This is a genomic window from Streptomyces sp. NPDC053513, assembly GCF_044544765.1.
Classification (GTDB): domain Bacteria; phylum Actinomycetota; class Actinomycetes; order Streptomycetales; family Streptomycetaceae; genus Streptomyces; species Streptomyces litmocidini.
Genome location: NZ_JBITXP010000001.1, coordinates 280,229 through 300,663, shown reverse-complemented (window position 1 = coordinate 300,663; position 20,435 = coordinate 280,229). Strand labels below are relative to the sequence as shown.

Annotated in this window: 16 protein-coding genes; all 16 read right to left on the bottom strand. The window is 73.5% G+C overall.

The window, feature by feature from the left end; all coding sequences use genetic code 11:
* Positions 1-5: 5 nt before the first annotated feature.
* Genes ACIGW4_RS01195 through asnB form a run of 16 tightly spaced genes read right to left on the bottom strand, consistent with a single transcriptional unit; the run spans position 6 to position 20,434 of the window.
* Complete coding sequence (locus tag ACIGW4_RS01195; protein ID WP_123455850.1) at positions 6-1,325, bottom strand: glutamate-1-semialdehyde 2,1-aminomutase; 1,320 nt, start codon at positions 1,323-1,325, stop codon at positions 6-8.
* Between the two features lie 7 nt (positions 1,326-1,332).
* A complete protein-coding gene (gene rfbC, locus ACIGW4_RS01190) occupies positions 1,333-1,884 on the bottom strand; it encodes a dTDP-4-dehydrorhamnose 3,5-epimerase (protein ID WP_359588399.1) in 552 nt (183 codons plus the stop codon).
* The gene (locus ACIGW4_RS01185; protein ID WP_399577631.1) at positions 1,881-3,089 is read right to left on the bottom strand and encodes a polysaccharide pyruvyl transferase family protein; all 1,209 of its coding nucleotides are present in this window, start codon (positions 3,087-3,089) and stop codon (positions 1,881-1,883) included. The genes rfbC and ACIGW4_RS01185 overlap by 4 nt, the downstream gene beginning before the upstream one ends.
* The gene (locus ACIGW4_RS01180) at positions 3,086-4,033 is read right to left on the bottom strand and encodes a glycosyltransferase (RefSeq protein WP_359588396.1); all 948 of its coding nucleotides are present in this window, start codon (positions 4,031-4,033) and stop codon (positions 3,086-3,088) included. Before ACIGW4_RS01180 ends, ACIGW4_RS01185 begins: the two co-directional genes overlap by 4 nt.
* Positions 4,030-5,319 carry a hypothetical protein gene (locus ACIGW4_RS01175; RefSeq protein WP_123455854.1) on the bottom strand — a complete coding sequence of 430 codons (1,290 nt, stop codon included), beginning with the start codon at positions 5,317-5,319 and terminating at the stop codon, positions 4,030-4,032. Before ACIGW4_RS01175 ends, ACIGW4_RS01180 begins: the two co-directional genes overlap by 4 nt.
* 5 nt (positions 5,320-5,324) lie before the next feature.
* On the bottom strand, positions 5,325-6,599 hold the full coding sequence (locus tag ACIGW4_RS01170) for a DUF4910 domain-containing protein (protein WP_398710596.1): 1,275 nt from the start codon (positions 6,597-6,599) through the stop codon (positions 5,325-5,327).
* The gene (locus ACIGW4_RS01165; RefSeq protein WP_123455856.1) at positions 6,596-7,621 is read right to left on the bottom strand and encodes an NAD(P)-dependent oxidoreductase; all 1,026 of its coding nucleotides are present in this window, start codon (positions 7,619-7,621) and stop codon (positions 6,596-6,598) included. Before ACIGW4_RS01165 ends, ACIGW4_RS01170 begins: the two co-directional genes overlap by 4 nt.
* 3 nt (positions 7,622-7,624) lie before the next feature.
* Positions 7,625-8,272 (bottom strand): PIG-L deacetylase family protein, encoded by a 648-nt coding sequence (locus tag ACIGW4_RS01160; RefSeq protein WP_399577627.1) that lies wholly within the window; start codon positions 8,270-8,272, stop codon positions 7,625-7,627.
* Positions 8,269-9,063: a glucose-1-phosphate cytidylyltransferase gene (locus tag ACIGW4_RS01155; protein WP_123455857.1), complete on the bottom strand. Its 795-nt coding sequence runs from the start codon at positions 9,061-9,063 to the stop codon at positions 8,269-8,271. Before ACIGW4_RS01155 ends, ACIGW4_RS01160 begins: the two co-directional genes overlap by 4 nt.
* A complete protein-coding gene (locus ACIGW4_RS01150) occupies positions 9,060-10,310 on the bottom strand; it encodes a class I SAM-dependent methyltransferase (RefSeq protein ID WP_123455858.1) in 1,251 nt (416 codons plus the stop codon). The genes ACIGW4_RS01155 and ACIGW4_RS01150 overlap by 4 nt, the downstream gene beginning before the upstream one ends.
* On the bottom strand, positions 10,307-11,518 hold the full coding sequence (locus tag ACIGW4_RS01145; protein ID WP_399577624.1) for a glycosyltransferase family 4 protein: 1,212 nt from the start codon (positions 11,516-11,518) through the stop codon (positions 10,307-10,309). Before ACIGW4_RS01145 ends, ACIGW4_RS01150 begins: the two co-directional genes overlap by 4 nt.
* A 2-nt stretch (positions 11,519-11,520) precedes the next feature.
* Complete coding sequence (locus ACIGW4_RS01140; protein WP_399577622.1) at positions 11,521-12,774, bottom strand: O-antigen ligase domain-containing protein; 1,254 nt, start codon at positions 12,772-12,774, stop codon at positions 11,521-11,523.
* A gap of 1 nt (position 12,775) precedes the next feature.
* Positions 12,776-14,317, bottom strand: a complete 1,542-nt coding sequence (locus tag ACIGW4_RS01135) for a right-handed parallel beta-helix repeat-containing protein (RefSeq protein WP_399577620.1) — start codon at positions 14,315-14,317, stop codon at positions 12,776-12,778.
* Between the two features lie 11 nt (positions 14,318-14,328).
* Positions 14,329-16,272, bottom strand: a complete 1,944-nt coding sequence (locus tag ACIGW4_RS01130; protein ID WP_399577618.1) for an alginate lyase family protein — start codon at positions 16,270-16,272, stop codon at positions 14,329-14,331.
* A complete protein-coding gene (locus ACIGW4_RS01125) occupies positions 16,269-18,449 on the bottom strand; it encodes a bi-domain-containing oxidoreductase (RefSeq protein WP_399577615.1) in 2,181 nt (726 codons plus the stop codon). Before ACIGW4_RS01125 ends, ACIGW4_RS01130 begins: the two co-directional genes overlap by 4 nt.
* A 50-nt stretch (positions 18,450-18,499) precedes the next feature.
* Complete coding sequence (gene asnB, locus ACIGW4_RS01120; protein ID WP_123455863.1) at positions 18,500-20,434, bottom strand: asparagine synthase (glutamine-hydrolyzing); 1,935 nt, start codon at positions 20,432-20,434, stop codon at positions 18,500-18,502.
* Between the last annotated feature and the right edge of the window lies 1 nt (position 20,435).

The following is a 20,435-nucleotide window of genomic DNA, read 5'->3' as shown; positions in this document are numbered from 1 at the left end:
TCGCGTCAGGCCCGGCGGCGGAAGACCGGCTTCACCGGGCGGCCCGCCAGCCAGGGGGTCGGGTCTCCGGCGTCCAGGGCCTTCCGGTAGACCGCGCAGGCCTGGGCCACCGCCTCGACGGTGTGGTCGATGTCGGCGTCGTCCAGCGCGCTGCTCACCACGAACGACGGAGCCAGCACCCCGCCCGCCAGGAGGCCGCGCAGGAACAGGGTGCGGTACTCCTGCGACGGCCGCCCCCGCTCGTCGAGGGTGGCGAAGACCAGGTTGCTGGCCCGGCCCCGTACGACCACGTGGTCGCCGACTCCCATGGCGGTCGCCGCCTCGCGGACGCCGGCGGCCAGGCGCTCGCCGAGGACGTGCAGGCGGGCGGTGATCCCCTCTTCCGCGTAGGTGGTCTGCACCGCCATCGCGGCCGCCAGGGAGTGCGTCTCCGCGCCGTGCGTGGTGGAGAGGAGGAACACCCGGTCGTCGCTGTGGCGCAGGCCGCCCCGTTCCATCAGTTCGCGGCGCCCGGCGAGGGCCGAGACCGCGAAGCCGTTGCCCAGCGCCTTGCCGAACGTCGAGAGGTCCGGGACGACTCCGTACAGGCCCTGGGCGCCCGCCTCGGACCAGCGGAAGCCCGTGATCATCTCGTCGAAGACCAGGACGCAGCCGTGGCGGTCGGCCAGTTCGCGCAGGCCGGCGAGATAGCCGGGCGGCGGCTCCGTGTGGGTGGCCGGTTCCAGGATCAGGCAGGCCACCTCTCCCTCGTGGCGGGAGAGGAGTTCCTCCGTGGCCTTCAGGTCTCCGTACGGGAACGTCACCGTGAGGTCCGTGGCCGGGATCCCCGCCGACATCGGCGTCGTGCCGATGAACCAGTCGTCCACCGAGAAGAACGGATGGTCCGCGCACAGCGCCACCCTCGGGCGGCCCGTGACGGCGCGGGCGAGGCGTACCGCCGCCGTGGTGGCGTCCGAGCCGTTCTTCGCGAACTTCACCATCTCGGCGGTCGGGACGGTGGCGAGGAAGCGCTCCGCCGCCTCGGCCTCCAGGATCGACGGCCGGACGAAGTTGCCGCCCCGGTCGATCTCCCGCCGCACCGCCTCGACCACGCGCGGATGGGCGTGGCCGAGGCTGACCGACCGCAGACCGGAGCCGTACTCGACGTACCGGTTGCCGTCGACGTCCCACACGTGGGCGCCGCGGCCGTGGCTGATGACCGGCGCCAGGTTCTCGGGGTACTGGTCGTCGCCCTTGGCGTAGGTGTGCGCGCCCCCGGGGATCAGGGCGTGCAGGCGCTCGTTCGCCTTCCGCGACCTGGGGAGCTCGAACTCTTCGATGTCCACGCCGACCTCACTTCTCTCCGTGCTTCAGGACCTCGGCCAGGCTCGGCGCCTCCCGGTCCCGCTGGGACACCGACGTGACGGGCAGCGGCCAGGGGATGGCGAGTTCCGGGTCGTCGAAGGCGATCGTCACGTCCTCCGCCGGATCGTGCGGGCGGTCGATCCGGTACGAGGTGTCGGCGGTCTCGGTCAGCGCCTGGAAGCCGTGCGCGCACCCCGCCGGGATGTACAGCGTCGTCTGCGTCTCGCCGGACAGGTCGAAGAAGGCCCGGTTCCGGTAGGTCGGTGAGTCGGCCCGCAGGTCGACGACGACGTCGAAGACCTTTCCGTACGAGCAGCGCACCAGCTTGGCCTCGCCCTCGCCCGAGCGCAGGTGCAGGCCGCGCACCACGCCCCGGACCGAGCGGGACAGGCTGTCCTGGACGAAGGCGTCCGGGTCGAGGCCGACCGAGCGGACCACGTCGGCGTCGAAGGTGCGGCAGAAGAAGCCGCGCTCGTCGGCGTACGGCGTCGGTTCGAACAGGTATGCGCCCGCGATCTCCGGGACTTCGGTCGCTTTCATGGAGCCTTCCGCGAGGTGGGGTCGGTCGTGGGGAACAGGGCCGCCGTCAGGGCGGTGAACTGGTGGGCGAGCCGCCGGGCGGCGGTCTCGTTCCGCTCGGCGAGCGTCCGGCGCAGCTCCGCCGAGCGCTTCTCCAGCTCGCGGAACTGTTCGAGCAGCCGGTCGGCGTCGAGCTCGCGCGCCGGGTGGCAGTACTCGGCGAGGCCCATCTGCGCCATGAGGGCGTCGCTCTTCGCCGCGTAGGTGACCGCGAGCACCGGCGTGCCCGCCTTCAGCGCGCAGATCAGGTTGTGGTAGCGGATCGCCACCGCCGTGCCGGCGGCCGACATCTCCGTCATCAGGCCGGCCAGCGACGTCGTCTCGGCAGCTGTGACCAGCGGCGAGTCCACCGCGTCGAGGATCGCGGCGACCACCGTCGCGTCGACGTCGTCGCCGGTGAGCAGCCGCACCGGCCTGCCCTCCTCGACCAGCGTGCGGACGAAGCGGATCGTCCCGTCGAGATACCGCCGGTGGATCTCCTCGGCGCGGGCCCGGTCGTCGTTGCCGCCGTGGAAGGCCATGACGCCGACGCAGACCAGACCCGGCGGGCCCGACGGGGAGGACGACGGCGTCGGCAGGGAGAACGCCAGGTCCGGATGGACCTCGTCGCGCGCGGTGTCCACGCCCATCTTCCGCATGGCGTCGCGGGACTGGGCGTCCCGGTACGACCGGTACGCGGCGAGCCGCGCCGACCAGCGGACCAGGGCCCGGGTCGGCCGGTCGCGGATCGCGGCGGCGCCGACGCCGACGAGCGCGACCGGGGTGCCGAGGAGCCGGCCGGCCGCGCAGAGCAGGAACAGCGAGTACGGGAAGCCCCACGGCCGCAGCGGCAGCGTGGCCTCCAGGACGCCCATGCCCGGCACGATCACCACGTCGTGCCGGCGCACCCAGGCGGCGGTGCGGAAGACGTCGACGAGCTTGCCCAGGCCCTTGCCCGCGACCGCGCCCGCGCGCGACGCGGTCCGGTACTCCCCGCGGTACCAGTGGAGGCGGGTCGCGGGGATCCCGAAGCGGGCCGTGACCGCCTCGGGACCGCCGCACAGCGCGTCGACGACCGCCCGGGGGTGCTCGGCGCGGAGGTACCCGAGCACGGCCTCCAGCGAGCCGTCGTTGCCGAGGTTGCCGGAGCCGAGCAGACCGAAGACCCCGACGCGCACGGCCGTCACCGCGGCCTTCCCTCGCGCCCGGCGACGAGGTCGTCGACGGAGACGGCGAGCCGGGCCGGGTCGACCGGCGTCCGGTCCTCGACCCGCTCGCCGGCCCCCGGCCGGGCCCGGCTGGCCGCCCACTCGACCAGGTGGCCGTAGCAGGCGCGCCGGTCGGCCACCGACAGCGGCGCCCGACGGATCGCCGAGACGAAGCCCAGGACGTACTCGGCGAGCAGCCGGGGCGTCGGGTGCAGCGGGCCCGCCCGGCGCGGGTCCAGGTTGACGCACCGGGAGCGCTTGGAGGGGTTCGCCCGCTCGGCGCGGGCGGGGTGGTCGCGACGGAAGTACAGCAGCTCCGGCACCTGGTGGAAGGGCCCGTGCAGACCGATCTCGCAGACGAACGTGCGGTCCGCGTGGTGGTAGCTGTCCATCGGCTTCACCCGGCGCAGCACGTCGGCCCGTATCACCCCGTAGAAGTCGTCGCCGCCGGGCTCGAACAGCATGCTGCGGAAGCGCTCCGGCGCACGCCGGGAGGCGGTGGCGAGCGTGTACTCGTACGGCACCTTCACCCGGCCCTCGCCGTCGATCACGGCCTGGTCGGCGTGGGCGAGGATCACCTCCGGCCGCTCGTCGAGCGCCTCCACGCAGCGCTGCAGCAGGTCACGGGCGTACAGGTCGTCGTGCGAGGCCCACTTGAACAGTTCGGTGCGGCACTCGGCGAACAACCGGTTGTGGTTCGGCGTCGCGCCGATGTTCCGGGGCAGCCGGAGGTAGCGGACGCGCGGGTCCTTGGCCGCGTACGTGCGGCAGATGTCCTGGGTCCCGTCGGTCGAGGCGTTGTCGGATATGACCAGCTCGAAGTCCTCGTAGGTCTGGCCGAGCAGGGCGTCGAGCGATTCGGCGAGGTACTCCTCGCCGTTGTACACGGGCAGGCCGACGGTCAGCCTGGGTCGGGCGGTCATGAGGTCCTCACTTCGGGGATGGGGTTCCGGTGGCGCTCGCGCAGGGCGGAGCGCAGCTGCAGCCACCACACGGCCGAGCCGGCGGCGGTCGCGGCGGCGACGCCCCAGGCCGAGCCGACGGTGCCGGCCAGGACGGCCCCGCCGAGCCCGCCGGCGACGTAGCAGGCGGAGGCGAACAGCTGGGCGCGCAGGCTGCTCCGGGCCGCGCCGAGCGCGCGCAGCCCGGCCGCCGCCCCGGTGCCGAGGCCGGCGCCCGCGACGCCGAGCGTGGCCGGCACGATGAGCTCCGAGGCGGAGGGCCAGACGCCGCCGAGCACGAGCTCGCCGAGCCGGTCCGGCACGAGCAGCAGCGCCGCGCCCCAGAGCAGCGCGGCGACGGCCTGCCCGCCGCCGAGCAGGAGACAGAACCGGCCGAGGCGGTGCGGGGCCCGGCGCAGCACCCGTGCCGCCTCCGCGACGGTGACCAGCGACAGGCCCATGAGCAGGGCGAGGAACGGGCCGAGGAGGAGCTCGGCGCCGCGGACCGCGCCCACCGCGCCGACCCCGACGATCACGCCGAGTCCGTACGAGCGCAGCTGGCCCGCGCCGCTGAGGCTGCCGTTCTCGACCAGGTACCGGTAGCCGAGGTCGCGCTGCTCGCGCAGCCAGCCGCGCGCCCCGGCCGGCCGGGGCCGGACGCCGGACTGGAGCAGACCGTACCCCGCGGCGACCGCGGCGGACGCGCCCCAGGCCAGGACGAAGGCGGCCACGCTGTCCACGCGGGCCGCCACGAGCAGGGCCGGGACGAGCGCGGCGCCCCACACCAGGTCGTTGACGAACGCCTTCCGTCCGGCACCGGCGGCGAAGAAGGCGAACCGCCAGGCGTCCTGCAGCAGCAGCCCCGGCAGGACGACGCCCAGGCAGGCGAACGCGGACCCCACGCCGCCGCCGAGGGCGAGCCCGACCAGCAGGCACACCGCGCCGACGGCGGCGCCGACGGCGAGCGAGGCGCCCGTCGACCGGGCCGCCGCCCCGCGCCAGGCCGTGTGCGACACGCCGCTGAAGCGCACCACCAGCGGATCGGTGGCGAGCCCCCGGGAGGCGCCGAGCACCACGCCGTAGGTCACCCACGCGAGGCTGAACACGCCGAAGGCGGTCACCCCGAGCGAGCGCGCCACATAGAACCCCACCACGAAGTTGGACATGCTGGAGGCCGCTTGGTCGGCCAGTCCCCAGGACAGCCGGCCGACGACGGCACGCCGGACGGACCGGGCCGGTGCCGTCGTCGTCTCCTCCTCGGTGGTCATCGGCGTCATGCCTTGATCAGTCCGGCGGCGGCCAGGGCGTCGGCGGCGGCGGCGACGGCGTCGAACGGCAGCCCGGACCGCTCGGCGACGTCCAGCAGGTCGTGCTCGCCGTCGGAGAGGTTGAGCACCCAGAGCATGGCCATCTGGGCCTGCTTGGTGTCGCTGCGGCCGCCGAGCGCGTCGTACAACCCGCGCCGCCCCAGCTGCGGTTCGCCGTAGGGGCTGAGGTTGAGGAAGCGCCGGTTGCGGTCGAGGACGGCGAACGCCTCGCGGCAGACGGCGAGCGTGTCCGCCATCGCCTCCGGGGAGACGAAGTCCGGGTTGTCCGCCGAGGTGTGGTACTCGGGGTAGCCGGCGTACGGGGTACGGGTGAGCGAGCCCACGCCGAGGTCGAAGCCGGGCGAGCAGAACTGCCGCTCGTCGTAGCCGTACGGGGTGAAGTCCACGATGCGGTGCGGCCGTTCGGAGGCCTCCAGCACGTGCCGCATCACCCGGTCGATCTCCGCGTCGCCGCGCCGGCTCCGCTTGTACGTCAGGCTGCCCCGGTCCCCGGCGCAGGCCAGCACGACGCCGTGCCTGACCCGCTCGATCCGCTCCTTGTTGCGGGCCAGCCAGGTGATCGCCCCGATGGTGCCGGGCGCGAAGAGGAACCGGTACGTGTGGTACGGCGTCCCCTCCGCGAGCGCCCGGGCGAGGAACACCGCCACCGCGATGCCCGCCAGGTTGTCGTTGGCCAGCGACGGGTGGCAGACGTGGCAGGAGACGATCACCTCCTCGGCGACCTGCCCGGGGACCACGTGCTCGGCGTAGGTGAGGTGCCCGTCGGCGAGCGTGGAGTCGATCCGCACCTCGTACTCGCCGTCCGGCAGCGCGTCCAGGGTCTCCTGGGCCAGGCAGAACCCCCACTCCGGCTTGTAGTAACTGGTGCGGTACGGAACCAGCTTCGGCTGCTCCGGCAGGGTGTGCAGGTGCCCGCGCAGCTCGCTCAGCGGCATGGTCGCCGCCACCGGCACGCTGTAGCCGAGCACGTGCAGGCTGGACGCGGCGAAGTCGACGACCCGGTTGCCGGCCGGGTCGGCGACGTACGCGTCCCGGATGTTCCACTCCTGCGGCACCGTCCAGTCCAGCACCTGCGTCCCGGTCGGCACCTCGTGCACCTGGAGCGGGACGTACTCCCCGACGATGTCGAGGGTGGCGCGCACCCCGTCGCCGGTGATGCTCCGGCACAGCGGGTACAGCCGCTCCACCAGGGCGTGCATCTCCTCGCCGGCCGCCGTCATCGGCGCCACCGCAGGGTGCCGTCGACGGCGCCGGTGCCGGAGGCCGCGCGCAGCACGGCGAGGCGGGTGAAGCGCTGCTCGAAGGATTCCCTGGTCAGCCCGTGCTCGCGGTAGGCGTCGGCGAGTTCGAGGGCGCCCCGCTTCACCGTCCACTCGCAGTCGAAGCCGGGGACCGCCTCGCGGAACCGGGAGAAGTCCACCCGGTACGAGCGGGGGTCGGCGCCGTTCTCCCCGGTGATCCGCACCTTCGCGCCGTCCACCGCCTCGGCGACCTGCGCGGCGATCTCGGCGACCGTGACGTTGTTGACCTCGCTGCCGATGTTGAACGCCCGGTCGTGCACCGCCTCCCGGGGCGCCTCCAGGGCGGCCGTGAAGGCCCGGGCGATGTCGGCGGCGTGCACCAGCGGGCGCCAGGGCGTGCCGTCGGAGAGCACGAGCACCTCGCCGGACAGCAGGGCGTGGCCCACCAGGTTGTTCAGCACGATGTCGGCGCGCAGCCTGGGGGAGTAGCCGAAGGCGGTGGCGTTGCGCATGTACACCGGGGTGAAGTCGTCGTCGGCCAGGGCGTGCAGGTCGTCCTCCACTCGCACCTTGGACTCCGCGTACGGCGTCACCGGCCGCAGCGGGGCGTCCTCGGCCACCAGCTCGTCGCCGCCCGCCGCCCCGTAGACGGAGCACGTCGACGCGTACAGGAAACGCCGCACACCGGCCTCGCGGGCCAGCCGGGCGAGGCGCACGGACGCGTGGTGGTTGATGTCGTAGGTGAGCTCGGGCGCCAGCGACCCCAGCGGGTCGTTGGACAGCGCGCCCAGGTGGATCACGGCGTCCACCCCGGCCACGTGCTCGGCCGTGACGTCGCGCAGGTCCACCCGGTGTCCCGCCGGGTCCGCCGGCGCCGGGCCGAGGACACAGTCGGCGAACAGGCCGGAGTCGAGCCCGACGACCTCGTGCCCGGCGGCGGCGAGGACGGGAGCCATGACGGTGCCCAGATAGCCCTGGTGTCCGGTCAGCAGTACGCGCAAGGTTCAGTCCCCCAGGTCGAGAGTGAGTTTGGTGACGGCGAACGCCTCGGCGTAGCGCGCGTGACATTCGATGCCGCGGATCCGGGCGAGGCCGAGGAAGGCCTCCCGGTCGTACCAGGGCCGGTGCCGCTGCGAGGGGTAGTGCTCCTGCAGCAGCCGCACCTTCTCCTCGGCGATCTCCGGCGACAGCGGCTGGTACGCCACCGGGCGGCCGAGGTCGGCGTCCCACTTGACGATCTCGTAGCCGAGCACGAGGTGGTCGCGGAACGCGGTGGACATCAGCTTCGCCAGGGTGCGGTGGTCCTGGTGCGCGTCCTCGGTGCGCGGGGCCAGGATCAGGTCCGGCTCGGTCCGCTCGCGCAGCTCCTCGACCGCCGCCTTGGCCTCCTCCCAGCGCGCGGGCAGCCGGCCGTCCGGCAGCTTGAGCACGGTCAGCCGCAGGTCGGCGCCCGGGCAGAAGGCGGCGAGCGCGGCCCGCTCCTCCTGCTCCCGCTCACCGCCGCCGCCGGAGAGCACCAGCGCGTCGACGCGGATGCCCGGCCGCGCGAGGCACAGCGCCAGGAGCGTGCCGCCGGCGCCGATGGCGATGTCGTCGCAGTGCGCGCCCACCGCGACGATCCGGTCCAAGCGCCCGGCGGCGAGGCGGATCAAGCGGTCACCCCCGCGCCGTCCCGCTCCCACACGGCCCACGGGCGGTCGCCCCGCGCGTAGGCCTCGTCGAGCGCGGCCCGCTCCTTCACCGTGTCGGTCGGCTTCCAGAAGCCGCGGTGCCGGTACGCCACCAGACGGCCCTCCTTGGCCAGGCCGGCGCAGCCGTCGGCGACCAGGTCCCCGCCCTCCGGTATGTGGTCGAAGACCTCCTGGCGGAGCACGAAGTAGCCGCCGTTCTCCCACAGCGGCAGCTCGCTGACGGCGGTGATGCCCCCGACGAGCCCGTCCTCGCCCAGCTCCACGCAGTGGAACGAGGACTGCGGCGGCACCACCGTCATCGACGCGCCGGCGTCGCGCCGGGCGAACCGGTCGATCATCTCCGGCAGCGGCGCGTCGGTGAGCACGTCGGCGTAGTTGGCGAGGAACATCTCGTCGCCGTCCAGGTGGTGCCGCACCCGGCGCAGCCGCTCCCCGATCGGCGACTCGATGCCGGTCTGGGCGAACGTGATCGTCCAGTCGGATATGTCGGTGGACAGCAGCTCGGTCCGGCCGCCGCGCAGCACGAAGTCGTTGGACGTCGTCTCCTCGTAGTTGAGGAAGAAGTCCTTGATGTGGTGCGCACCGTACCCCAGGCACAGGATGAACTCCGTGTGCCCGTAGTGCGCGTAGTAGCGCATGACGTGCCAGATCAGCGGGCGCGGGCCGACCATCGCCATCGGCTTGGGCACGTCGTCCGCGGTGCCGTTCCGCATCCGCATTCCGTAACCGCCGCAGAACAGGACGACCTTCATGCTGTGACCTCCTTCGCGGGCACCTCGACGATGCTCAGTTCCGGGATGGGGAAGACGAGGCGACCGCCCCAGTCGCCCACGAAGGACAGCTGCTCGACCAGCTCGGCCCGCAGGTTCCACGGGAGGACGAGGACGTAGTCCGGCCGGTCGGCGGCGATCCGCTCGGGCGGCAGGATCGGGACGCGGGTGCCCGGGGTGAACCTGCCGTGCTTGTAGGGGTTGCGGTCGACCGTGTACGCGAGCAGGTCGGGCCGGATGCCGCAGTGGTTGAGCAGCGTGTTGCCCTTGCCGGGGGCGCCGTAGCCGACGACCGTCTCGCCGCGCTCGGCCGCCTCGATGAGGAACCGCAGCAGGTCCCGGCGCACCTTGGCCACCCGGTCGGAGAACTCGGCGTACCCGGACAGGTCCTGGAGCCCGGCCGCCTTCTCCCGGTCGAGGACCTCGGCCACACGCTCCGTGGGCTCGCCGGCCACCTCGGCCGGCCGGGCCCACAGCCGGACGGAGCCGCCGTGCGTGGGCAGCAGCTCGACGTCCACGAGCGTGAGTCCGCCGCTCGCCAGCGCCCGGGCCGCGGACGCCACCGTGTAGTACTGGAAGTGCTCGTGGTAGATCGTGTCGTACTGGTTCTCCTCGATCAGAGTCAGCAGGTGCTGCACCTCGACGGAGACCCAGCCGTCGTCGGCGACCAGGGCGCGCAGCCCCCGGGTGAAGCCGACGACGTCGGGGATGTGCGCGTACACGTTGTTGGCGACGACCAGGTCCGCCGGGCCGTGCTCGGCGCGGACGGCCGCGCCCGTCTCCGGGCTCAGGAACTCGGTGACCGTGGGCACCCCGGCGTCCCGCGCCGCGGCGCCGACGTTCACCGAGGGCTCGATGCCGAGGCAGCGGATGCCGCGGTCCACCACGTGCTTCAGCAGGTACCCGTCGTTGCTCGCGACCTCGACCACGAAGGCGTCGCCGCCGAGGGCGAGCCGCTCCACGGCGCCCGCGACGAACGCGCGCGCGTGCTCCACCCAGGAGGTCGAGTACGAGGAGAAGTACGCGTACTCCTGGAAGGTCTCCTCCGGCGTGATCAGCGGAGGGAGCTGCGCGAGCCAGCAGTCGGTGCAGACCCGCAGGTGCAGCGGGTACGCGGGCTCCGGCCGGTCCAGTTCGTCCGCGGCGAGAAAGCTCTCGCACGGCGGCGTCGCCCCCAGGTCGACGACGCTCGTGAGCGCCGCCGAGCCGCAGAGTCGGCATCGTGTCATTTACTGCCCCCCATTGATTCCGCCCGCACCGCGATCGCGGTGCGGTACTCCTCCAGCAGGCGCTCCAGCCCGACGGCCGGGCTGAAGCGCTGCTCGTACCGGCGCCGGGCCGCGAGGCCCATCTCCCGGTTGCGGGCCGGCGCGGCCGTGATCCGGCGCAGACGGTCCGCGAGCGAGGACGCCTCGCCCGGCCGGTGCAACAGCCCGGTCACCCCTTCGTCGACGAGTTCGACGAAGGCGCCGTGCCCGGCGGCGACGGCCGGCACCCCGGCCGCCATCGCCTCGGCGACCACCAGGCCGAAGGTCTCCCTGGCCAGCGAGGGCGCCACCACGGCGACCGACCGCTCGACGGCCCGCCGGCACTCCTCCGGGTCGTACAGGCCGACGTACCGCACGTCGTCCCGGCCGTCCGCCCAGGCGGCCACCTCCCGCTCCAGCGGTCCCGCGCCGGCGAGCACGAGCGGCACGCCCGCCCCGCCGTCCGCCGCGAGCTCGTCCCACGCGGCCATGAGCAGCCGTACGCCCTTGGGCTCCGCCAGTCGGCCGAGGAAGAGCAGGTGCTCACCGGTGCCCGTCCGGCAGGCGCCCGGGTCGGGCACGAAGTTGTGCTTCACCGCGAGCCGTTCGGCCGGCATCCCGGACTGCACCAGGAGGTCGCGCTGGGCCGCGGAGATGCAGAAGAACCGCTCCACGCCGGACCACCACCGCCGCCGGTTGACCGACAGGCTGACCGCCAGCGGGACCGTCGCGAGCCGGGAGTCCCGGTAGCAGCCGTGCCGGACGGCGGGCAGCGCCGTCGCCGACCCGACGCACTCGGTGCACGGCCGGCCGTCCCGGTGCAGCGTGCCCGGCGGGCAGACCTGGGTGTAGTTGTGCAGCGTGGCGACGACGGGCACACCGGCGTCGGCGCAGGCGGCGAGGACCGCCGGCGACAGGAGCGGGAAGACGTTGTGGACGTGCACCACGTCCGGCTGGTCGGCGCGGAGCCGGGCGGCGAGTTCCGTGCGGACCGCCGGGTTCCACGGCACGAGGAGCGGCACCGCGGCCTTGCCGAGGAGGGACCGGCCGGCGATGTCGTCGCTGCGCCGCTCGAACAGGTCGACCCGGTGGCCGGCGGCGCGCAGCAGCGCCACCTCCTCGTCGACCACCCGGTTCTCCCCGCTCGGCTGCGCCGAGGAGTAGCGGTTGTGCACCACCAGGACATGCATGCTCAGGTCACCCTCCGGGCCCATAGCGGGATACGTCGTCGAGGAGCTTCCACCGTCGGAAGCGGAGCGGGCGCGGCCGCGGCCGCGGCGGGGACCGGTGCGGCGAGCAGCGAGGCGGCCAGGGCCAGGTGCAGCAGGTACGCCGAGGCGTCGCCGAGTCCGACCTCGGTGTACGACGAGATCCCGCAGTAGCTGATCAGGAAGATCGCGCAGGCCCGCGACAGCGACGGCGGCCGCAGCAGCGCGACGCCGCCGAGGACGACGACGAACGCGGCCACGATGCCGACGCCGATCAGGCCCTGCTCGTTGTAGACGGCCAGCCAGCTGTTGTCGATCGGCAGCCCGCCGAACGACTTGTCGCCCAGGCCCGTCCCGAACACCTTCTCCCCGGTCGTCCGGGGCGCGGCGAGGAGGGCGTCCCAGACCTTGGCCCGGCCGGTGAGGTTGGAGAAGTTCTCCTGGCTCTGTCCGCGCAGGAACCAGGCCCGCAGCGCGGAGCCGAACACCACCGCGGCCACCGAGGCGCACACCACCGCCCAGGCGAAGACCCGGCGGGCGGCGGCGCTGGTCAGGAAGAGCGAGCCGATCGCCAGGACCAGTCCGATGATCAGGCCGAGCGTGGCCGTCCGGGTGTGGGTCATCGCCAGGAGGACGAGGCTCGGCACGACGACCACCGCCGCACTGGCCCCGGTGGTCCGGCGGCCGAGCAGGAGCAGCACGCTGAGCCCGATGATCACCGCGGCGTACTGGCCGATCTGCGGCGGCGTGAGCGGCCACAGCGCGCCCACGAGCCGCCCGCCGTAGTACTCGGGCATCGCCGTGCCCGGCGAGACGACCAGGCCCGCGGCCACCAGGACGAGCACCGCGAAGTACCACCGGACGTGGTACCGGACGAACCGCAGGCTGCCGTCCCACCAGCGGCTGAGCAACCACAGCGTGGCGACGAAGAGGCTCAGCCGGGCGCAGCGGAACAGCGCGCCGGCCCCGGCGTCCACGCTGGCGACCAGGCTCGGCACGAGGAGCAGGGTCAGCAGGAACACGAAGGCGCTGGGCCGGATCCGCAGCCGGAGGTTGGCGGTGAGCGCCAGCGCGAACGCGCCGACCAGCGCACCCATGGTGACCATCTGGATGAGGGAGCGGGGGATCGTGACGACGGTCTTGGCCCCGGCGGAGCCGAGCACGTTGAGGGCCAGGAGCGCCCAGGCCGTCCCGACCGTCCTCGGCGCCTCGTCCACGTGCCTCTCGGCGGTACGCACCTCAACCACCGTCCCGCGTAAGGAAGGTGCTGCCCGCGTCCTGCCCGTACGGCGCGCCCTGCCACTGCCCGGAGCGGAGCGTCCGACCCGCGTCGTGGGCGACGAACGTCCACGGACCGACGTACACGTTGTCGTGCCAGCGGTTGTCCTGCCGGAGGGTGATCGCCTGCGCCACCCGGTCGCCCTTGTACGGCGACCAGTCGGGAGAGGTGCCCTCGTTGGAGAGCACCGCCATGCGGTCGCACAGGACCGTACAGTCGAGCACGGACTTGTCGAGGACGAAGCGGTTGTGGTGGATGTCCACCCGCTGGGTCTTCCACCGGCAGTCCGCGTAGAGCGGCGCGGACGTGATCCCGGGCCGCGCGCAGCGCCCGGTGTCCTTCACCAGCAGGGTGCAGTAGCCGGTCGAGGTGTTGGCCGGGCTGTTGCAGAACCGGTCGGCGTTCTCCCACAGGGTGATCCCCGACCAGTTGTCCTCGAACACGTTCCCGTAGATCTCGATCCTGTCGGTGCGGGCGCGGATCCGCGGCTCGCCGCCCGCCTCGGAGACGTAGACGGTCGCGTACGGGAAGTCGTCGCCGTCCTCGGCGGCCGCGCGGCCCTCGACCCGGTTGTTCCGCCGGATCGTGTTGTTCCGGATGACCGCGTTGTAGCTGGTCTCGTACATCAGCGCGGCACCGTCGTTGGCTTCGAGGACGTTGCCCTCGAAGAGGAAGTCGTTGTTGTTGTTGTCCGCCCACAACCCGGCCCCGCGGTTGTCGTGCACCCAGTTGCCGCGGACGTCGGCGCCGTTCACGGCCCAGAACTTGACGCCTCCGGTGCAGCCGCAGCCCGGCTGCCGCCGCTCCCAGTCGTCGGTGTTGTTGCCCGTGATCTCGTTCCCCTCGACCACCAGACCCTTGAGGGAGTCACCGGTCTTGTAGGCGTTCATGCCGTACTGGCCGTTGCCGCGCAGACAGCTGGCGCGGAGCCGCTGGCGGGCACCGGCCATCAGCCCGGCACCCGAGTTGTGCTGGATCGTCGCGTGCTCGATCACCCAGCCGTCGGCCATGTCGTGGTTGACCACGCCCTCGTCCTGCGGCGCGGTGAAACCCTGCACGGTCAGGTACCGGATCGTGACGTCGCGGGCGGTGCCGCCGAACGCGTAGTGGTTGGTCCTCGCACCGTCGAGCACCGCGCCCGGCGCCCCGAGGTACGTGTTCCCCTCCTTGGCGAGGACCTGGTCGTACTCGCCCGGCTCCAGCCGGTGCCTGCCCGGCCGCAGCCAGAACGTGGTGCCCGGCGGGCTGTCCTCGGTCTTCGCGGCCAGGTCGCCGACCACCCCGGGGTCCACCGTCACCGCGCCCGCCGGAGCCTTCGCCGGCCCGGCCGGAGGCGCGGCGCACACCCGGGCCACGGCCGCGGGCGGAGCGGCGGTGGCCCTCGGCCGGGCGTCCGGCGTCGGCCCCGCGTCCGGCGTGCCGCTCTCGCAGCCGGTCGCCACGAGCAGCGCCAGCGCGAGCGGTGCCGCCGGCACCACCCGGTGCCGCCACTTGATCCCCAAGGTCTTCCTTCCTAGCCGTGGAACCCGAGCACGGTGGTGAACTCCGTGCCGTCGGTGAAGCCGGTGCCGATCAGCGTCGTGGTGGGCTCCTTGCGCCCGAAGCCGGCGGAGTACCAGCCGAGCGGCTGCTCGCTCTCGCCGCGGTGCGCCCGCCAGGACAGCTCCCCGGGCAGGTCGAGCGTCGCCGAACGGTCCTCGCCGTCCCGGCTCCAGCGGAGCTCCGCCCGGCTCCCCACCAGGTCCGCGACCACCGACGGCCCCAGGTGGAACGCCAGCCGCACGGCCCGCCGCGGCCCGCCCCGCACCTCGTCGACGATCCTCAGCTCCCGGCTCCCGGCCGTCAGCTCCACCCGGCGGCGGTGCACGGACGGCAGGTAGCCGTCGTGCTCGGCGCACCAGCGGGCCACACCCGGGTCGGAGGTGTCCGCGACCAGGACCCGGCTCCGGGCGTGCCGGGTCCACAGGAACGGGCCGCCGGAGACGGACTGGTCCCCGTCGTCCAGCTGCAGGGTGTTGTGGCCGAGGGTCGACCGGAAGTACCGCCGCCACTCGGGCTGCCCGTGGTAGCAGAACGTCCCCGGGTCGGCGAGCACGTCGACCCCGTCCTGCCGGACCTCCACGGACAGCGCGTCCGCGTGGGCGTGCGCGGCGATGGACAGGAAGCCGTGCGGACCGCCGTCGCAACGGCACCAGATCCCGCCGGGACCGCGCAGCACGGTCAGGCCGGCGTCGGCGAAATGGGCCGGCCGGCTCGCCGGGCGGGACACGGCCGGACGCCGGGGCCGGACGAGAGCGGTGAGCAGCGGGGTGCGCACATCGGTGCCGGTCACCTCCGGCCACCAGGGGAGCCGGCCGAACACGGCGTCCCCGGTGGCGAGCAGCGAGCCCCAGCGGTCGGTGCCCTCGCCGTCCACGACCAGGCCGTACCCGTCGTCCGAGTCGCCCTGGCGCGGCGGCCGCAGCCGGTCGTCCACGACGGCGGCGAGCGCGTCGGTCATCCGCAGCAGCACGATCCGGACCGTCGCGGGGACCGGCACACCGGCGGCGTCCGCCTCGGCCACCGCAGCCAGGCCGAGTTCGAGGACCAGACCGTGGTACTCGCTCGCCAGCTCGCGGTTGAGACCGGACAGGAAGGTGTTGCTCCGCAGGTGCCGGTCGAGCGACCGCAGCGCGTCGGCCCGCCAGCGCGCCGAGGAGGGGAACCAGCCGAACGCGCAGGCCGCGGCGAACTGCCCGGCGGCCTCGGCGATGACGTGGTTGTTCGCCGAGGACCCCCGGCTGGGGAAGGCGGCCAGCCAGCGCTGGTGGTGCCAGATCTGCCGGAGCGCCACCGGGTTCTCCTCGAACAGCCCGGCCGCGCCCGGCCAGCCGTCGAGCAGCCGGCGGACCCACACCCAGGAGAGCAGCCGGATCCCCAGCTCGATGCCGCTGGTCCAGTGCACCCCGCGCAGCGGCGCGTTGGCCGCCCACCACGACCGCAGGTGCGCGGCCACCCGCTCGGCGTACCGCTCGTCCCCGGTGAGCGCGTAGGCGGCGGCCAGCACGGTGAGGTACTGGTGCCGGGACAGCTCCCAGATCTGCTTGACGTCCCCGACCGCGTCCTCGTCCCGGTACGGCACGTCGAAGGCGTAGCCCCACGGGGCGCGGCGCCCGGTCTTCGGGTCGTACGCCCAGTCCGGGTCGACCAGGTCGTCGCGGGGCACGCCGAAGTACTCGGCGTGCCCGGCCATCAGCCGGTCCGCCTCGGCGACGAGACGCTTCGCGGCGTCCGGCGCCACCGAGGCGATCGTCCCGGGCGGCAGCACGGCGGTGAACCGGACGCCGGTCACGGTCGGGCAGACCGGCCGCGCCGACCGCCACCGCCGCCTGCGCACCGCGTCGACCGTCCGCCCGCCGACCTCCCGCGGCCCCATCGCGGACAGCCGGCGCAGGTACCAGCCCGCGCTCATCGTCATCGCTCGCCCGCCAGCTTCACCGGCACACCGGCCGCCAGACCGGCCTGCACGGCGAGGGTGGCCGCCGTGGTGGCGACGAGCGACTCCAGCGGCACCGGCATCGGCCCGCCGGTCCGCACGGCCCTGACGAACGCGGCCAGCTGGGCGTTCTGGCCCTTGTCCCGGGCCTTCGGCAGCCGCGAACTGACCCACCGCTTACGCCCGTACACCGAGGCCCGGACGAAGTCGTCGAGCCGCAGCACCTTGCCGTCCGCGAGCAGGTCGAGGGTCTCCTTGGGGAAGCCGGGCGCGCCGCTGGTGACGTAGCTGATGGTGGCGGTGGACCCGTCCGGATAGCGCAGCACGACCTGCAGGTCCTCGTTGCCGGCCGGGGCGACCGCGTACACCGAGACCGGGTCGGCGCCGAGCAGCCAGCTCGCCGTGTCGACGAAGTGCCCGCCCTCGCCGACGAACCGCGAGCCCTCGGTGCCCTCCTTGAGGTACCAGCTGCCGTGCTGGAGCTTGCCCGCGTTGACCAGGTAGCGCAGGTTCGCCGGGCCGGTCCGGGCGCCGAACCGCTCCTTGGCCTCCTGCAGCAGCGGCGCGAACCGGCGGTTGAATCCCACCTGCAGCCGGTCGTTGCCCGACTCCTCCACCGCCGCGAGGACACCGGCCAGTTCGTCCTCGGTGAGCGCCAGGGGCTTCTCCACGAACACCGCCTTGCCAGCGAGGAGCGCCTTCCGGGTCAGCTCGGCGTGCGAGCTGTGCCGGGTGACCACGAACACCGCGTCGACGGACCCGTCGCCGAGGACCGCGTCGAGATCGGTGGTCACCCGGGTGAAGCCGAACTTCCGCTGCGCGTTGGCCGCGGACAGCGCCGTCGTGGTGACGACCGTGGACAGCTCGACGCCCTCGCGCCCCGTCAGGTGCGGCAGCAGCATCGACGTGGCGTAGTTGCCCGCGCCGACGAACGCGAGCCGCACCGGCGACCCGGCGGCCCGCACCGGACCCCGCCCCGCCCTCACCGCGGGCACGGCCACCGCCGGGGCCTCCGCCACGACCGCTTCCGCCGCCCGGCCGGGATACCGGAACAGCACGGCCACGGCCTTCAGATCGCCGTCCTTCAGCGACCGGTACGTCTCCACGGCGTCGTCGAAAGCGGCGACGTGGGAGATCAGGGGCTCCACGTCGACGCGGCCACGGGCCATGAGGTCGAGGAAGCACGCCAGGTTGCGGCGCTCGGTCCAGCGCACGTAGCCGATCGGGTAGTCCCGCCCCTCCAGCTCGTACTCCGGGTCGTAGCGCCCGGGGCCGTAACTGCGGGAGAACCGTACGTCGAGCTCCTTCTCGTAGTACGCGTTCCACGGCAGGTCCAGCCGGCACTTGCCGATGTCGACGACCCGGCCGCGGTCCCGGCACAGCCGCGCGGCCAGCTCGACGGGCTCGTTGCTGCCGCCGCCGGCGGCCAGGTACACCTGGTCCACGCCGTGCCCGTCGGTCAGTTCGGCGACGGCGGCCTCCACGGCCGCGGACGCCGGATCGCCACAGGCCGCCGCGCCGAGCCGCTCGGCGAGCTCGCAGCGCGCCGGATCGGGGTCGACGCCGACGACCCGGACCCCGGCGGCGACGAGCAGCTGCACCACCAGCTGACCGATCAGCCCGAGACCGATGACCAGCGCCACCTCGCCGAGCTGCGGCTCGCCCTGACGGAGGCCCTGCAGGGCGATCGACCCGACGGTGCCGAAGGCCGCGTGCCGGGGCGCGAGACCGTCCGGCACCGGCGTGTAGAGGTTCTTCGGCACCCAGTTCAGCTCGGCGTGCAGCGCGTGCTCGTTGCCGGCACAGGCCACGAGGTCGCCGACCTTCACGTCGTCGACGCCGGCGCCGACCTGCTCGACCACCCCGCACAGCGAGTAGCCCAGCGGCGTGTACGAGTCCAGCTTGCCCATCACCTTGCGGTAGGTGGCGGGCACCCCGTTGACGGCCACGCTCTGCATGACCTTCGCCACCTGGTCCGGACGGGAACGGGCCTTGCCCACCATCGACATGCCGGCCTCGGAGACCTTCATGAGCTCGGTCCCGGTGGATATCAGCGAGTAGGCGGTCCGGACCAGCACACCCCCCGGCTTGCACCCGGGCGCCGGCACGTCGAGCAGCGCCAGCTCGCCGCTCTTGTAGTTCTGCACAACCTGTTTCACCGAAGTCCTCTTGTTCTCTACGCCGTGAAGGAAGGGCCCTGGTTCGTTCTCTACGCCGTGGCGGAAGGGCTCCGGTCGGCCTTGGCGGTCGCGCCGCGGTACCAGTACTCGAGGGTCAGCACATGCCACAGGTGCTTGGAGTGGTCCCGGTGCCCGGCGGCGTCCTCGGCGGCGAGCCGCGCCAGGGCGTCACGGCGCAGGAAACCGGAACGGACGAGCTCGCCGTCGTGGATCACCTCGCGCACCAGCGGCGCCAGGTCCCGGCTCATCCAGGCCCGCAGCGGGGCGCTGAACAGGCCCTTGGGCCGGTACACGATCTCCCGGGGCAGGACCGAGACGGCCGCCTCCTTGAGGACCGCCTTGCCCTGCCGCCCGACGATCTTGCGGTCGCCGGGCACGGTGAACGCCGCCCTCACCACCTCGACGTCCACGTACGGCACCCGCACCTCGGTCGACGCGGCCATGCTCGACCGGTCCGTGTACGCGAGGTTCAGGCCCGGCAGGAACATCCGGGCGTCGCCCAGGCACATGCGGTTGACGAAGTCGTCCAGCTCGTTGTCCCCGTAGACGTCCGCGTGCTCGGTCAGCACGTCGTCGACCGTCCCGGCCAGGTCCGGATCGACCAGGGCGAGCAGCTCCTCCCGGTCGTACATGGTGTAGCTCCGCCGGAACGCGGTCTCCTCCGGCAGATCGGCGAAGGAGAGGAACCGCTTCGCGAAGCGCACCGACCGGTACCCCCGGCGGGCCGTGGCGACCGGCAGCCGGTCCACGGCCGCCGACAGTCCCCGCCGCAGGGGCCGCGGGACGCGCTGGTAGCGCAGCGCCATCACATTGGCCAGGTGCTTGCGGTAGCCGGCGAACAGCTCGTCCGCGCCCATCCCCGACAGCAGCACCTTGACCCCGGCCTCCCGGGCGGCCGAGCAGATCAGGAAGGTGTTGATCGCGGCCGGGTCGCCGATCGGCTCGTCCAGGTGGTACGTCATCCGCGGCAGCAGATCGAGCACGTCCGGGGCGATCTCGATCTCGTGCAGGTCGACGCCGAACCGCTTCGCCACCTGCCGGGCGTAGCGCAGGTCGTCCGGCATCGCCTCGAACCTGGCGTCCTCGGCGCGGAACCCGATCGTGTAGGCGGAGATCCCGGGCCGCTCACGGGCCGCGAGCGCCGTCAGATAGCTGGAGTCGAGCCCGCCGGAGAGGAAGGTCGCCACGGGCACGTCGGCGAGCAGATGACGCCGGGTCGACTCCTCCACGACGGCGGCCAGGTCCGGCCGCTCGCCCGCCAGGGCCCGCTCCCGGCCCTCGGCGGCGACGTCCTTCAGGTGCCAGAACCGGCCCCGGTCCACCCGCCCGTCGGGCCGGCACCGCAGCCAGCTGCCCGGCGGCAGCTTCTCCGCCTCGCGGAACGCGCACCGGGAGTCCGGCACCCAGTAGTACAGCAGCGAGGCCACCAGCGCCCCGGCGTCCACCTCCAGCGAACCGCCGGTCACGGACGCCAGCGCCTTGAGCTCGGAGGCGAACACCAGCCCCCCGCCGCGTCGCAGCAGGAACAGCGGCTTGATCCCGAGCTGGTCGCGGGCGAGCACCAGCTCACCGGTGCGCTCGTCGAAGATCCCGAACGCGAACATGCCGCGCAGCCGCGGCAGACAGTCCGTGCCCCAGCGCCGCCACGCCTCCAGGAGCACCTCCGTGTCGGAGGTGCCGCGGAAGCGCACACCGGCCGCCGCCAACTCGGCCCGCAGCTCGGGCGCGTTGTACAGCTCCCCGTTGTACGTCAGGACCAGGCCGCCCGAGGCCATCGGCTGGGCGCCGGTCTCGGACAGGTCGACGATGGAGAGCCGGCGGTGCCCGAGGTGCACCTCGCCGTCACCGACGGCGTGGCCGTACCGGCCCGCCCCGTCCGGACCGCGATGGGCCAGGGTGTCGGTGAGCCGGTCGGTCACGGCCTTCCCGTCCGGCCACCGGTACGTACCCGCTATGCCACACATG

What these genes read in the sequence shown, in the direction of transcription:
- rfbC (WP_359588399.1), bottom strand. Translation starts at nt 1,884, where the DNA reads ATGAAAGCGACCGAAGTCCCGGAGATCGCGGGCGCATACCTGTTCGAA.
- ACIGW4_RS01180 (WP_359588396.1), bottom strand. Translation starts at nt 4,033, where the DNA reads ATGACCGCCCGACCCAGGCTGACCGTCGGCCTGCCCGTGTACAACGGC.
- ACIGW4_RS01175 (WP_123455854.1), bottom strand. Translation starts at nt 5,319, where the DNA reads ATGACCACCGAGGAGGAGACGACGACGGCACCGGCCCGGTCCGTCCGG.
- ACIGW4_RS01170 (WP_398710596.1), bottom strand. Translation starts at nt 6,599, where the DNA reads ATGACGGCGGCCGGCGAGGAGATGCACGCCCTGGTGGAGCGGCTGTAC.
- ACIGW4_RS01155 (WP_123455857.1), bottom strand. Translation starts at nt 9,063, where the DNA reads ATGAAGGTCGTCCTGTTCTGCGGCGGTTACGGAATGCGGATGCGGAAC.
- ACIGW4_RS01150 (WP_123455858.1), bottom strand. Translation starts at nt 10,310, where the DNA reads ATGACACGATGCCGACTCTGCGGCTCGGCGGCGCTCACGAGCGTCGTC.
- ACIGW4_RS01145 (WP_399577624.1), bottom strand. Translation starts at nt 11,518, where the DNA reads ATGCATGTCCTGGTGGTGCACAACCGCTACTCCTCGGCGCAGCCGAGC.
- ACIGW4_RS01130 (WP_399577618.1), bottom strand. Translation starts at nt 16,272, where the DNA reads ATGACGATGAGCGCGGGCTGGTACCTGCGCCGGCTGTCCGCGATGGGG.
- asnB (WP_123455863.1), bottom strand. Translation starts at nt 20,434, where the DNA reads ATGTGTGGCATAGCGGGTACGTACCGGTGGCCGGACGGGAAGGCCGTG.